The 13,850-nt window shown below is 69.0% G+C and carries 14 protein-coding genes, 2 pseudogenes and 1 riboswitch; of the genes and pseudogenes, 13 read left to right on the top strand and 3 right to left on the bottom strand.

Annotated features, from left to right (window positions below; all coding sequences use genetic code 11):
* Nucleotides 1–24 precede the first annotated feature (24 nt).
* A riboswitch (cobalamin riboswitch) is annotated at nt 25–151 on the top strand.
* A gap of 62 nt (nt 152–213) precedes the next feature.
* Nucleotides 214–396: pseudogene (locus NI25_RS40700) on the top strand (hypothetical protein); the annotation flags it as partial.
* A gap of 192 nt (nt 397–588) precedes the next feature.
* Here NI25_RS40700 and NI25_RS00250 read toward each other — a convergent pair.
* Nucleotides 589–1,254: a GntR family transcriptional regulator gene (locus tag NI25_RS00250; protein ID WP_061440457.1), complete on the bottom strand. Its 666-nt coding sequence runs from the start codon at nt 1,252–1,254 to the stop codon at nt 589–591.
* A gap of 224 nt (nt 1,255–1,478) precedes the next feature.
* Here NI25_RS00250 and NI25_RS00245 point away from each other — a divergent pair, with 224 nt between their 5' ends.
* The 11 genes and pseudogenes from NI25_RS00245 to NI25_RS00195 all read left to right on the top strand — a co-directional run.
* Nucleotides 1,479–2,666, top strand: a complete 1,188-nt coding sequence (locus NI25_RS00245; protein ID WP_061440456.1) for a 4-oxalomesaconate tautomerase — start codon at nt 1,479–1,481, stop codon at nt 2,664–2,666.
* Nucleotides 2,663–3,688, top strand: coding sequence for an amidohydrolase family protein (locus NI25_RS00240; protein WP_061440455.1), 1,026 nt, complete (start codon nt 2,663–2,665; stop codon nt 3,686–3,688). Before NI25_RS00245 ends, NI25_RS00240 begins: the two co-directional genes overlap by 4 nt.
* A gap of 64 nt (nt 3,689–3,752) precedes the next feature.
* Nucleotides 3,753–4,436: a 4-carboxy-4-hydroxy-2-oxoadipate aldolase/oxaloacetate decarboxylase gene (gene ligK / locus NI25_RS00235; protein WP_061440454.1), complete on the top strand. Its 684-nt coding sequence runs from the start codon at nt 3,753–3,755 to the stop codon at nt 4,434–4,436.
* Between the two features lie 14 nt (nt 4,437–4,450).
* Nucleotides 4,451–5,374, top strand: a complete 924-nt coding sequence (locus tag NI25_RS00230) for an amidohydrolase family protein (RefSeq protein ID WP_061440453.1) — start codon at nt 4,451–4,453, stop codon at nt 5,372–5,374.
* Between the two features lie 52 nt (nt 5,375–5,426).
* Nucleotides 5,427–6,809: an MFS transporter gene (locus tag NI25_RS00225; protein ID WP_061440452.1), complete on the top strand. Its 1,383-nt coding sequence runs from the start codon at nt 5,427–5,429 to the stop codon at nt 6,807–6,809.
* A gap of 232 nt (nt 6,810–7,041) precedes the next feature.
* Entirely contained in the window at nt 7,042–7,194 is a 153-nt protein-coding gene (locus NI25_RS39575) for a hypothetical protein (protein WP_199561143.1), read from the top strand.
* Nucleotides 7,195–7,266: 72 nt separating this feature from the next.
* Complete coding sequence (locus NI25_RS00215) at nt 7,267–7,446, top strand: CopG family transcriptional regulator (protein ID WP_061440451.1); 180 nt, start codon at nt 7,267–7,269, stop codon at nt 7,444–7,446.
* Nucleotide 7,447: 1 nt separating this feature from the next.
* Entirely contained in the window at nt 7,448–7,792 is a 345-nt protein-coding gene (locus NI25_RS00210) for a VOC family protein (RefSeq protein ID WP_061440450.1), read from the top strand.
* A gap of 21 nt (nt 7,793–7,813) precedes the next feature.
* Nucleotides 7,814–8,671 carry a class I SAM-dependent methyltransferase gene (locus tag NI25_RS00205; protein ID WP_061440449.1) on the top strand — a complete coding sequence of 286 codons (858 nt, stop codon included), beginning with the start codon at nt 7,814–7,816 and terminating at the stop codon, nt 8,669–8,671.
* Nucleotides 8,672–9,243: 572 nt separating this feature from the next.
* Complete coding sequence (locus tag NI25_RS00200) at nt 9,244–10,731, top strand: NF041680 family putative transposase (RefSeq protein ID WP_061440448.1); 1,488 nt, start codon at nt 9,244–9,246, stop codon at nt 10,729–10,731.
* 217 nt (nt 10,732–10,948) lie between these two features.
* Nucleotides 10,949–11,778: pseudogene (locus tag NI25_RS00195) on the top strand (IS5 family transposase); the annotation flags it as partial.
* A gap of 5 nt (nt 11,779–11,783) precedes the next feature.
* Here the strand turns inward: NI25_RS00195 and NI25_RS37095 are convergent.
* Nucleotides 11,784–12,167: a hypothetical protein gene (locus tag NI25_RS37095; RefSeq protein ID WP_233520869.1), complete on the bottom strand. Its 384-nt coding sequence runs from the start codon at nt 12,165–12,167 to the stop codon at nt 11,784–11,786.
* Nucleotides 12,168–12,510: 343 nt separating this feature from the next.
* Between NI25_RS37095 and NI25_RS00190 the strand changes: the two genes are divergently transcribed.
* Nucleotides 12,511–12,939 (top strand): VOC family protein, encoded by a 429-nt coding sequence (locus NI25_RS00190; protein ID WP_061440447.1) that lies wholly within the window; start codon nt 12,511–12,513, stop codon nt 12,937–12,939.
* A gap of 77 nt (nt 12,940–13,016) precedes the next feature.
* Here the strand turns inward: NI25_RS00190 and NI25_RS00185 are convergent, their stop codons facing one another.
* Nucleotides 13,017–13,649 (bottom strand): IS5/IS1182 family transposase, encoded by a 633-nt coding sequence (locus NI25_RS00185; protein ID WP_061440446.1) that lies wholly within the window; start codon nt 13,647–13,649, stop codon nt 13,017–13,019.
* Nucleotides 13,650–13,850 lie beyond the last annotated feature (201 nt).

Here is a 13,850-nt window from a genome sequence, read left to right as displayed (position 1 = left end):
TGACGGACGACAGAGCGCCGGCGGAACGAGGAAGCCGGTGTGAATCCGGCGCGGTCCCACCACTGTGATCGGCGAGCGAGTCCCGACAGGCCACTGCCCCGCAACGGGTGGGAAGGCCGGGACGAGCATCGCCCCGAGAGCCAGGAGACTCACGCGGTCGCCTCCTCGACGGACCACAGGGGCGGATCTCCCCGGAGAGAGGGACGGCGCCGCATGCCCGCGACACCGAGGGGACCAACGACGGACTCGACCGGACCAACGACGGCCCCGACCGGACCAACGACGGACGACGAGAGGCCTGCGACGGCCACCGGCCCCGTGCCGTGCCGCATCGTCGTATGCCGCGACTGCTGCTGCCGCAGCCCCAAGGTGACCGGCGTCGACCACGCGGGCCGGGACATCCTCGTGGTCGGCAAGGGACACCGATCCAGTCGGGCAGACCACTCGGCGCCAGGCTCGTACAAGCCCGTCGCCCCCGACGCGGCTCGTGGGTCTCGGTGATCGGCACCACGGCCGGGTACGCGGCCGCCGCGTACCGTCACTGGGCAGCGGCAACCGGTGCTGCCGCAGAGGGTGAACCCTTCGTCGTCAGGGTGCCGCGGTCTGTGCGGCCGACGACTTGAGCTGTTCGATCACGTCGTCCAGGTGCGCTGCGGCTGCCCGCGCCGCCGCGTCGGGGTCGCCGCCGGCGACCGCGTCGATGATCGCCAGGTGCTGCGGCAGGGACTGGGCGGGGCGTCCGGGCCGCAGGGCGAGCCGGAACTGGAAGCGGACCATCGGCCCGTTCAGCCGCTCGAGTTGACGGCGGGCGACTTCCTGTCCGCTGGCCTCGATGACGAGTTCGTGGAGGCGCTGGTTGAGGGCGGAGTACGTGTCCCAGGCCCCGTCGGCGACGGCCTGCCGCATGTCGACGCCGATCAGACGCAGCTCGGCGCGCTGCTCCTCGTCCGCCCGGGTGGCCGCCTTGCGCGCGCACAGCTGCTCGAGTGCCGACCGGCACTCGGTGATCTGCACGGCTTCCTCGACGGAAACGGCGCGGATCCGGGCGCCGCGGCGGGGGACGATCTCGACGATGTCCTCGGCCGCCAGGTCCTGCAGCGCCTCGCGGACGGCGCCGCGTGTGGCGCCGTAGGACTCCGCGAGGTCGAGTTCGACGAGCCGCTGCCCGGGCACCAGGTCCCCGGAGCGCAGGGCCTGCCTGATGGTGTTCGCCACATACTCCCGGCCGGCAGCGCCCGTAAGCTTGTCCGTCACTCCGTCGACCTCTCCCTCGTCTTCCGTCCATACTCGGCGGCCCTCGCAGGGAGAACCCTAGTGTGCGGTACGGAGGCGGCCGCACCCGGGATCCATTTGGTCAGCATTTTCTTCGGAACATCTTGTCAACAATCTCGTTGATGATTTAGCTTCCTCGCATCTTCACATCACCCCGGCGCTCCCCTGTGTCCACCGCGTCGGATCCGTCCACCGAAGGAGCGACCATGTCCGCCGTCGCAGCCGCCCGGGCCCGCGAGGTCATCCGACGCGGTTCCCAGACCGCGATTCCGTGCCTGTTCATGCGGGGCGGCACCTCACGCGGGCCCTTCTTCGACGCGCGGCTGCTGCCCGCCGACACCAACCTGCGGGACGCCGTGCTGCTGGCGGCGCTGGGCTCGCCGGACCCGCGGCAGATCGACGGCATCGGCGGGGCACACCCCCTGACCAGCAAGACCGGCCTGGTGTGCCCGAGCACGCAGGCCGGGATCGACGTGGAATGGACCTTCGCACAGGTGCAGCCCGACGGGAACACCGTCGACACGTCGGCCAACTGCGGCAACATGCTCGCCGCCGTGCTGCCCTTCGCCGTGGAGACCGGCATGGTCGTACCGACCGGGGACCGTACGACGGCCCGGGTGCTGACCCGGAACACCGGTGTGGTCGCCGAGATCACCGTCGCCACCCCCGTCGCCGCCGACGGGACACGGCACGTCTCCTACGAGGGCGCCGCCCGTATCGACGGCGTTCCCGGCACCGCCGCCCCGGTCGAGATCGGTTTCCTCGACACCGCCGGTTCCGTCGCGGGGTCCCTGCTGCCCACGGGGCGCGCACGGGACACCGTGGAGGTACCGGGGGTGGGCGCCGTGGACGTCACGCTGATCGACAACGGCCAGCCGCTGGTGATCGTCGAGGCCGCCCGTCTGGGCGCCACAGGCTACGAGTCCCCCGCGGGCATCGACGCCGACGAGGCACTCAAGGCCCGCGTGGAGGCGCTGCGCCTGGTGTGCGGAGAGGCGATGGGCCTCGGTGACGTCAGCGGGCGGAACTATCCGAAGATGACCCTGGTCGCGCCGCCTCGGCACGGCGGCACGCTCACCACCCGCAGCCTCATTCCCCGGGTCTGCCACCAGTCGATCGGCGTGCTGGCCGCCGTCACCGCCGCCACCGCCTGCGTCATCGAGGGCACCGTCGCCCGGGACGTGGCGGCCGGGGTGTCCGGCACGGAGCCCACCGTCTCCGTCGAGCACCCGTCCGGCGAATTCAGCGTCACCCTCGGCCTCCACCCCGACGACCCGCAGCGGGTGACCCGCTCCGCGCTGCTACGCACCGCTCGCCTGCTCATGGCCGGCGACCTGCTCGTTCCCCCATCCGTCTGGGACCCCATTCCCACCCGTCAGGAGAAGCACGCGTGATCATCGACATCCACGGTCACTACACCACGGCCCCCGCCCCCCTCGGGCAGTGGCGGGACGCGCAGGTGGCCGCGCTCACCGACCCGCCACTGGCGCCCGACCCGGCGGGTCCGGCGATCGGCGACGACGAGATACGCGAGTCGATCGAGACCAACCAGCTGCGGCTGATGGACGAGCGCGGCATCGACGTCACCGTCTTCTCCCCCCGCGCCTCGTTCATGGCGCACCACGTCGGCGACTTCGCCACGTCCGCCGCCTGGGCGCGGATCTGCAACGACCTGTGCCACCGCGTGTCCGAGCTGTACCCGGACCGTTTCGTCCCCGGCGCCATGCTGCCACAGTCCCCCGGCGTGGACCCGGCCACCGTCGTCCCGGAGATCGAGCGGGCGGTGCTGGAGCTGGGCGCGGTCACCGTCAACCTCAACCCGGACCCGAGCGGCGGCCACTGGACCGCTCCGCCGCTGACCGACCGGTCCTGGTACCCGGTGTGGGAGAAGCTCGTCGAGCTGGACGTGCCGGCCATGGTGCACGTCTCCACCAGCTGCAACCCGGCCTTCCACACCACCGGGGCGCACTACCTCAACGCCGACACCACCGCGTTCATGCAGCTGCTGGCCGGTGACCTGTTCGCCGACTTCCCCGGCCTGCGGCTGGTGATCCCGCACGGCGGCGGCGCGGTGCCGTACCACTGGGGCCGCTTCCGAGGGCTGGCGCAGGCGCTCGGCCGGCCGGAGCCGGAGGAGTCGCTGCTGCGCAACGTCTTCTTCGACACCTGTGTCTACCACCAGCCGGGCATCGACCTGCTGCTGGAGGTGATGCCCGTGGAGAACGTCCTCTTCGCCTCCGAGATGGTCGGCGCGGTGCGCGGCATCGACCCGCGCACCGGCCACCACTTCGACGACACCCGCCGCTACGTCGAGAAGGCGGGCTTGACCCCCGAGGACCTGGCGGCCGTCGAGGAGCGCAACGCGCGGCGGGTCTACCCCCGCCTCGACGCCCGGCTGACCGCCCAGGGCCGCTGATCCCCCGCCGTCCCCGACCGTTCACCACGGGCCGAGAATGCCCGCAGAAGCAAGGAGCCGCACCATGCACCACCTCGGAGTCGTCCACCGGACCGTCGACCGCGCCGACCCGGCCGCGGTCGAGGCCCTGTCGCGGTTCGGGGTCGCGACCGTGCACGAGGCGATGGGCCGCCTCGGCCTGATGCGCCCCTACATGCGGCCCGTGTACGAGGGAGCGAAGCTGTGCGGCACCGCGGTGACGGCGCTGCTGCAGCCGGGCGACAACTGGATGCTGCACGTCGCCGCCGAGCAGGTGCGCGAGGGCGACGTGGTGGTGGCCGGCTGCACCACCGAGAGCGAGGACGGCTTCTTCGGGGAGCTGCTCGCCACCTCGCTGCGCGCCCGGGGCGCCCGGGGCCTGGTGATCGACGGCGGCTGCCGTGACGTGGACGACCTGCGCCGGATGGACTTCCCCGTGTTCTCCCGGGCGGTCAACGCCAAGGGCACCGTCAAGGCCACCCTGGGTTCGGTGAACGTGCCCGTCGTCGTGGCGAACGCCCTGGTCAACCCTGGTGACGTGATCGTCGCCGACGCCGACGGCGTGGTGGTCGTGCCGGCCGCCCGAGCCGCCGAGGTCGCCGAGGCGTCCGCGCGCCGCGAGGCCGCGGAGGAGGGCAAGCGGGAGCGGTTCCGGACCGGCGAGCTGGGCCTGGACATGTACGGCATGCGCGGCCCGCTGGCCGAGCTCGGCCTCACCTACGTCGACTGAACCCGAGGAGCATGATGAGCGACCACGACACCGCGGTCACCCCGGGCTGGCTCGACTGGTACCGGGGGCCGACCAAGCCCGCCTTCGTCCTGCCGCCGGGAGCGGTGGACGCCCACTGCCACGTGTTCGGCCCCGCCGCCGAGTTCCCGTTCGCCCCGGAGCGGAAGTACACGCCGGTCGACGCCTCCAAGCACGACCTGTTCGCGCTGCGCGACCATCTGGGCGTCGACCGCAACGTGATCGTGCAGGCCACCTGCCACGGCGCGGACAACAGCGCCCTGGTGGACGCCCTGCACGCGGCCGGCGGTCGCGCCCGCGGGGTGGCGACGGTACGGCCGGACGTCACCGACGCGGAGCTGCGGCGGCTGCATGACGCAGGGGTGCGCGGGGTGCGCTTCAACTTCGTCCGCCGCCTGGTGGACGCGGCGCCGCGCGAGGCCCTGGATGCCGTGGCCCGCCGGGTGGCGCCGCTGGGCTGGCATGTCGTCCTCTACTTCGAGGCGGCGGACCTGCCCGACCTGGAGCCGTTCTTCGCCTCCCTGCCGGTGCCGCTGGTCATCGACCACATGGGGCGCCCCGATGTCACCCGCAGCGCGGACGGACCCGAGTTCGCTCGCTTCCTGCGTTTCGTGGCGGCGAACGACGTGTGGGTGAAGGTCTCCTGCCCCGAGCGGCTGACGGTCTCGGGACCGCCCGCGCTCGACGGGGAGCGGCAGGCCTACCGGGACGTGGTGCCCTTCGCCCGCAAGGTCGTCGAGGAATTCACCGACCGGGCGCTGTGGGGCACCGACTGGCCGCACCCGAACCTGAAGAACCACATGCCCGACGACGGTCTGCTCGTCGACCACATCCCGCACATCGCCACCACCGCCGAGCAGCAGCGGGCACTGCTGGTCGACAACCCCCTGCGTCTGTACTGGCCCGAAGAGGCCCGCTGACGTCACCCCCGGCCCGGTGAGACGGGTCCACCCCTTTTCCCAGGAGCGTGCAGTGCAGCACATCCGCATCACCAACGCGGCGAACCGGCTCGACCGGCTGCCGATCACGAAGTTCCACAAGCGGACCATCCTCGCGGTGGCGTTCGCCTACTTCTTCGAGTTCGCTGACATCAACACCTTCGCCATCACGGCACCGGTGGTGCGCGAGCAGTGGGGCGCCGACGTGAACCACGTCGCGTACGTCACCTCGCTGTCCTTCGTGGGCATGTTCGTCGGCGCCGTCGTGGCCGGCGGGCTGGCCGACCGGCTGGGCCGCAAACAGACGCTGACCCTGACCACCCTGTGGTTCACGGTGTGGTCGTTCGCCTGCGTGTTCGCCTGGGACATCTGGTCCCTCGGCGTGTTCCGCGTGCTGACCTCCGCGGGCCTGTCGGCGATGACGGTCGTCGCCGTCGTCTACATCAGCGAGCTGTTCCCCAGCGCCAAGCGCGGCAAGTTCCAGGCGTACGCCATCGTCATCGGCATCTGCGGCACGCCCGTCACCAACCTGATCGCCTCCGCGGTGGTGCCGTTGTCGGACTGGTCGTGGCGGCTGGTGTACCTGTGGGGCTCGCTGGGCGCGTTGTTCCTGTTCCTCGTGCGGCGGCTCGAGGAGTCCCCGCTGTGGCTGGAGGCGCGCGGCCGGCACGAGGAGGCGGAGGCGACTCTGTCCCGCATCGAGGCCCGCGCGGTGGCCGAGCACGGCCCGCTGTCCGAGCCGCAGCAGCCCAAGCCCAAGGGCCCCATGGTCAAGCCGGGTCTGGGCATGCTCAAGGACAAGAAGTTCCTGTACCCGACGATCCTGCTGTCGGTTCTGTGGATCACCCAGACCATCGGCTTCTTCGGCTACTCCAGCTGGGCGCCGACCCTGCTGGCCGCCGAGGGCGTCAGCGTGGAGGACTCGATCTTCTACGTCGCACTGACGACAGTGGGCGCGCCACTCGGCTCCTTCCTCGCGGCGCTGGTCACCGACCGCTTCGAGCGCAAGTGGTGCCTGGTGGTGTTCGGACTGGTCATCGCCGTGTCCGGACTGCTCTACGGGCTGACGTTCACCCCGGTGCTGATCGTCGTCTTCGGCTTCCTGGTCAACCTGTTCGAGCGGGGCTACACCGCCTTGGCGTACGCATACGCCCCCGAGCTGTACAGCACCGAGGGGCGCTCGCTGGGCACCAGCATCGCCTACGGTCTGGGGCGGCTGTCGAACGCGGTGGGCCCGCTGATGATCGCCGGTGTGTACAACGGCGTCGGCTACCAGGCAGTCTTCATGGTCATCGCGGGAACCTGGACGCTCGGCGCGCTGGTCCTGGCGGTGTTCGGACCGGCGACCCGGCGGCGCCGGCTGGCGGCGGAGGCGGCCGCGCAGTCCCGGCCGCGATCCGTCACCGCTACTCCCTGAGAACCCCACGCGAGACGGGCGGGCCGGAGACGTCTCCGGCCCGCCCGTCTCCTCATCTCAAGGACATGGGCAGTTAATCGGAATCCGTATCCACGCACTTTCAGCGGCCTTCGGAGGACGGGCCCGCGAACGCCTCTGGCTCACCCTGCGCGTCGTCTCCAGACCCAAGGGCACCAAGGGCTTCATCGTCCCGCCACGCCGCTGGAATGTCGAACGCACCATCGGCTGGTGCATGAACGCCCGCCGTAACGCGCGCGACTGCGAGCGCCTGCCCCAGCACTCCGAAGCCCACCTGAACTGGGCGCTCATCTCCACCATGACCCGACGCCTGACCCGCAAGCACCCGGCACCGCGCTGGGCGAAGAAGTCGGCACCGGCGACCTGAACCGGCTCGGGCTGGTTTGCCGTATCGGCGCAGCATGACGATCTAGCTTGCTAGGATGCTAGCATCCGGCTCGTGGGTGATGAGGAAGTCAAGCAGTTCAACGTGTACCTGCCGATCGGGCTGATCAAGCAGGTCAAGTACCGCGCCATCGAGTCGGGCATGTCGTTGTCGGCACTGGCCGCCGACGCTCTGCGCGCCTACCTCGACGACGTCCACGGAAACAAACAGCGATCGCCTGAGAAGGAGACCTGACATGACGACCGAAGGCATCGAGGCCGTATTCCTGACGACGCACAACTGGGGCAAGGCGGCAAAGTTCTTCCAAGAGCTGGGTTACGAGCTGGAGTTCGCGACGGACCACAACTCCGGCCAGCTCCGCAACGGCGACGGTCCCTCCGTGTTCATCGCCGAGGTCCCCGAGGACCAAGAGCCCCGGACACGGATCGCGCTGAAGGTGCCGGACGCAGACGCGTTCCGTCCCGATCCTGTCGTCGAGATCGTCACGCCGTTCGAGGGCACCCATTACGGGACCAAGGAGATGACCGTCCGCGACCCCGACGGGCGCCTGTGGAGTCTCCAGGCTCCCGCCAAGAACTGACCGCGACGAAGGGGGAATACCATGACGCACGAGCAGATGGGGCAACCGGACAACACAGCAGTGCGGACCGCCCTCTGGCGGGCGATGCACCTCCAGGTCGACCCGCCCCCGCATGTGATCGAGGACGAAATCGGCCTGCAACTGGTGGCCCCCGGCGATGACTGGCGCGACCGCCCGGACATGGACCCGCAGGCCACCAGCGGGTTCCGGGCAGCCATCGTTGCCCGAGCTCGCTTCATCGAGGACCTGATCGCTGAACAGGCCGACCGGGGCGTGACCCAGTACGTCATCCTGGGAGCCGGCCTGGACACCTTCGCCCAGCGCAAGCCGGAGCTCGCCTCCCGCCTGCGGATCTTCGAGATCGACCAGCCCGGCACCCAGGCATGGAAGCGCCACCGCCTGGTCGAACTCGGCTACGACATCCCCGACTGGCTGCGCCTGGTACCGGTCGACTTCGAGGCCGGCGCGTCCTGGCCCGGGCGGCTGTCCACTGCCGGCTTCGATCCCGGCCAGCCAGCGGTCATCGTCTCCACCGGCGTCACCATGTATCTCACCAAAGACGCCACCGCGGCCACCCTGCGCCAGATTGCCGGGCTTGCACCCGGCACCACGCTCGCCATGACCTTCCTGCTGCCGACCGAACTTGTCGACGACGCCGACCGCCCCGGCCTCCGGGCGAGCGAGCAAGGCGCACGAGGATCTGGAACACCGTTCATCAGCTTCTACACCCCGCAGGAGATGCTGGCGCTGGCACGCGAAGCCGGCTTCGCAGACGCCCGGCACGTACCGGGGACTTCGCTCGCCGAGCGCTACTTCACAGACCGGACCGACGGACTTCGCCCGTCAAGCGGAGAGGACTTCCTGCTAGCCACCATCTGATCCCTCGTCAACGTCGTCCGGTCTCCGAGTCTTCGGTTCAAAAACACCTTCTGAGCTTGTTCTTTATCTTCGGTGGTCTGTGGCCGGGTCAGCCGGGCCCATGCAGGCGTCCAGATCTTCGATGAGCTTTCGGAGTTCGCGGGCTCCGCGAGGTGACATTGCTCGGATCACGTCGTCGAGTAGGGCACGGCCATCGAGAGGGTTGCCGCAGCAGTACCAGTGCACGTTGCCGAACTCGTCGTCGTGCCAGAGTTCGCGTGCGGGGCGGTGGACGTAGTCCTTCCACAGGCGCAATGCCGCGCTGGTGTCACCCGGCTGGAGATAGTTCCGAGTGCGTTCAAGGCGAACTATCTCGGCCAACGCTCGTGAGGAGAGGCGGTCGATGGCTGGCCTTGAGTGCTGTGACTGCTGTCGGTCCGGGATGCTGGCCCGGATGCGTCCTGGCCGTCTACGCGGCATGGACCTTTCGGTTGGTCGTCATGCCGTACATGGTGCCACGACCTCGAACAGTCCCTCGAACGGATTCGCTCGCCTGAGGGTTCACCGGACGTGAGGGCGGCCTTCGTCTGATCATGTGCTCCGACCAAGGTGCACGTGAACACGACGAAGGCCGTGAGGTGAGTCTGCTGCCTGAGGCTGTCCGGAGGGAAGCGTTCGCGGAAGCGTCACGCTTCCGGGGCGAGTTTTACGAGTGTCTGACTGCCCGGCGGGATGAGTTGTTCGAACTGGCCGACGCCGTGCTGTGTGCGGACGGTGCGGTGAGGTCCCCGGTGGACCTGACGCTGTTGCCCGAGCATCGTCGTGGGCACGGAGCGATGTACGGCGGCCTGAACCACGGCCGGATCGACGTCGGCCGGCTGCGGGCCGTGCTGGCCGGACTGCCACTGCCGCGTTTCGACGGCGGGCGCCTGGTCCTGGCGGTCGATGTGTCGCCGTGGCTCCGGTCGGACGCGCCGTGCTCGGCGGATCGGCTGTTCTGCCACGTCTACGGGCGTGCGAAGACGGCCTCGCAGTTCATTCCGGGCTGGCCCTACTCCTTCGTCGCAGTGCTGGAGCCGGGTGCCACATCCTGGACCGCGATCCTGGACGCAGTCCGGCTGGGACCTGCCGACGACGCGACCGCGGTCACCGCCGCCCAGCTGAGAGAAGTGGTTGAGCGGCTCATCGCCGCTGGTCAGTGGCAGGACGGGGACCCGCACATCGTGGTCGTGAGCGATGCCGGCTACGACGTCACCCGCCTGGCCTGGGTTCTGTGCGACCTGCCGGTCGAGCTGGTGGGCCGGGTCCGCTCCGACCGTGTGATGCGGCTGCCGAAGCCGCCGCGGAAGCACGGCGTCAACGGCCGCCCGCCCAAGCACGGACCTGAGTTCCGCTTCACGAAGCCGGAGACCTGGCCCGAGCCCGCGATCACCACCGTCACCGACACCACCAACTACGGCAAGGCCGAGACCCGGGCGTGGGACCGGGTTCACCCCCGGCTCACCCACCGCTCTTCCTGGCTCGACCACGACGGTGAACTCCCAGTGGTCGAGGGGACGTTGATGCGGCTGAAGGTCGAGCATCTGTCGAAGGACCGGGATGCCCCGCCAGTGTGGTTGTGGTCCTCCAAGACCAGTGCCACCCCGGACGACGTGGACCGCTTCTGGCAGGCATTCCTCCGCCGTTTCGACCTGGAACACACCTTCCGGTTCGCGAAGCAGACCCTGGGCTGGACCACCCCGAAACTCCGTACTCCCGAGGCCGCGGACCGCTGGACTTGGATCGTGATCGTGGCTCACACCCAGCTCCGGCTCGCCCGGCCTCTGGCTGCGGACCTCCGCCGCCCCTGGGAGAAGCCCGCCGCATCCGACCGGCTCACCCCGGCCCGGGTCCGCCGGGGGTTCAGGAACATCCGCGCTCACCTCGTCTGCCCGGCCCGTGTTCCCAAACCCCGAGGCGCCGGCCCTGGACGGCCACCCGGCGTCAAGAACAGACACCGGGCACCCCGCTACGACGTCGGCAAGACCGTCAAACGCCCCGAAACTCTCAAGGCCATCGGCAAGCCCGGAAGATCTTGGTAGATAAAGAACAAGCTGAAAGAGCGTTTTGTCCTGGCCAGGGTGCTTCATTGCAGTTCAGGCGGCGGACCGCTTCGGGTCAGCTCTTGTGGCGGGTGCGGCGGATGACAGTCTTCAAGGGCCCGTTTCGGGCCCTTCGCTCTTGTCTGATCCCAACTCGCCCCCGGTCAAGCGGGTTTGCGCCCTGTAGCGGGCCGGCGGCCATCGGTACTACGGAAACATGCCTCGCAAGCAGCGGCCGTATCCGAGTGACCTGTCCGATGCCCGTTGGGATCTGCTGACACCAACTCTGACAGCCTGGCGGGCCGAACGGAGAGGGAAGGGCCTGGACATCGGCCGGACGCCCGAGCACGATCTGCGCCGGATCATGGACGCCATCCTCTACTTCGACCGCACCGGGATCCCGTGGCGATACCTGCCGCACGACTTCCCTCCATGGGAAACCGTCTACGGGTACTTCGCCGCCTGGCAGAAGGGTGAGGTCTTCGAGCAGCTCAATGGTCTCCTGCGGCGCCTGGTCCGGGAGGCCGAAGGCCGTGACGCCGAGCCCAGCGCCTGTGTCCTGGATGCCCAGAGCATCAAGACCTCGGCCAATGTGCCCGCGGCCGGCCAGGGCATCGACGCGGGCAAGAAGATCGCGGGACGCAAACGGCACATCGGCGTCGACAGACTCGGCCTCCTCCTGGCCGTGCTGGTCACCGCCGCCAGCGTCTCCGACAACGCCGACGGCATCCACCTGCTCTCGGACATCGCCGCAGCCCACCCCCGCATCACCAAAGCCTGGGCCGACACCGGCTACCGCACCAAGGCATCGACCACGGCGCCCGCCTGGGCATCGACGTCGAAGTCACCCGCCGCGACCCTGCCCAGAAGGGCTTCAAGGTGATCTGGCGGCGCTGGGTCGTCGAGCGGACCTTCGGCTGGCTCATGCACCACCGTCGCCTCGCCCACGACTACGAAACCCACCCCCACCGCTCCGCAGCCATGATCAAGGTGGCCATGGTCGACCTGATGAGCCGCAGACTCACCCGAGAATCGACTCCGAACTGGAATACTCATAGCCGCCGAGCCACGCTGACCCGCGCGTCCTCACCTCTCATCGCCCGCGGCCAGCGGTCATCGATGAGACGCGCCGCTTCCCGACAGGCGCCGCAGGCGTCTTCCCGTTCCGGCAGCCACCAGTGGTCGGACGGTGACATGCCGGCTTCCTGGATGCCGCACAGCGTCTTGTCGAAGATGCCGAACGCGTGAGAGACGCCAGAGACAAGGCCGTCCGCGACGGCCTTCTCCCAACGCATCCCCAGGGGCAGATACGGCGGTCGCGCAATCTCGAACCACTCGCCGCCCACATGGGTGGCCGCATGGCACCACAAGCAGGACCAGATCTCTCTTCCCAGACCGTCGGAGGCACCGGCCACCGCCACATCGACCGCCCGCACACATCACACTCCACAGGCGGATCCTCGCACGCCAGCACGGGCTCCAACTGGCCCGGCACCGCACCAGTTACCAAGCACCCTGGCCAGGACAAAACGCTCTTTGAGAGGTCGTTTCACCCTCGCTAAGGGTTGTCCCGCAAATGATCTTGATCTGAAGGTGGTTGGTCAGCGACTGGATCCTGGGGACTACTGGGGCGCTCCGCCGCCACGGCCGCGTGGTTCTCCTGGACTGCTCGGTTTGATCACTTGGTGTCCAAGGTGGCCCAGGATGCGACGGGTGGCGGACGGATCCGCCTGGGGAAATGAGCGGCGGGGTCCCCATGGGACGCGGTACGGTGCGCCGATGTCAGTTATCAGGACCTTCCAGGTCACCTTCGACTGCGCGGAACCCGAGCGCCTCGCCCGCTTCTGGTGCGAGGTGCTGGGCTACGTCGTGCCGCCGCCACCCGCGGGGTTCGCCACCTGGGACGATTTCAAGCTTTCACAGTCGCCTGAGGAGCGGGATGCGTGGTTCGCCTGCGTCGACCCCTCGGGTGTGGGCCCGCGACTGTACTTCCAGCGCGTCCCCGAGGGCAAGGCCGTCAAAAACCGGGTGCATCTCGATGTGAGGGTCGGCACGGGACTCGTGGGTGAGGAACGCCTCGCCGCACTCGAGGCCGAATGCAAACGGCTGATCCCGCTCGGCGCGGTCCATGTGCAAACGCTGTACGACGGCAACGACTCGTGCATCCCGATGCTGGACATCGAGGGCAACGAGTTCTGTATCGACTGATCGTCCTTTGAGGCGGGGAGGCGGGGAGGCGGGGAGCCATCTCCCTTGGGCCTCCCTGGTCTCGTACAGGCCGGGAGTTACCCCGCGAGGGCGAGGATGTACAGCCGGGCGATGCCGAGCATGGCCGTGTGAACGCCGCTGCCTTTCAGGCGGCAGTCACGAAGGATCTTCCAGGCTTTCATCCGCGCGAAGACGTGCTCGACGCGGGCCCGGACCTTACCGGAACGTTCCCACGCCTTGCAATCGTTACGGTTGCCGGGCAGCGGCCGGCCGACGGCGACGACGAGTTGAGAGTCGGCGTCGATGACGACCTGATGGTTGGTGGAGTACGGGTAATTCTTTGACTGCTCGGCGATGGTGTGGTCGCGGGTCGGGACCAGGGTGCCGTCCACGATCAGCACGGCGTCCGTGCGGAACCTTCTGCGTTGCTGGAGTGCGAGCGACGGCCCGAGGTGGACGATGACACGGTTGGCGGTCGACTTCGAAACCCCGAACAGCGGGGCCAGCTGGCGCAGGGTGAGGTTGGTCCGCCAGTACGCGGCAACCAGCAGGACGCGGTCCTCCAGCGACAGGCTCCACGGCCGGCCCTTGCGGACCGGGTCCGCGCCCTCGCGCCGCAACGCAGTCATGAGCTTGCCGAACTGACGTGAGCTGAGGCCGGTGAACGGGGCTATCCAGGACGGCTCCGACGCCGTGATCACACCAGACACAGCAAGATCATCTCACTCGTGACCAGCAATTACGGGACAGCCCTTAGGAGCTTCATCCTGCATATCTCGGTGCGGGTTGGTCGTTGCGCCGGGTCTGGTGGGGAAGATGTGGTGCATGTGCTTCCTGGGGTGACGCCTGGGGCGCAGCGCGGCTTGCGTCTGTCTCATCCCAAGACGCCCGTCGCACGGCCCGTGCTTCCG

Origin of the sequence: Streptomyces sp. CCM_MD2014 (genome assembly GCF_000772045.1) — a bacterium.
In the GTDB taxonomy this organism is placed as follows: domain Bacteria; phylum Actinomycetota; class Actinomycetes; order Streptomycetales; family Streptomycetaceae; genus Streptomyces; species Streptomyces salinarius.
Note: the sequence above shows the minus strand (reverse complement) of the source record. Positions and strands in the feature narration are given on the sequence as shown.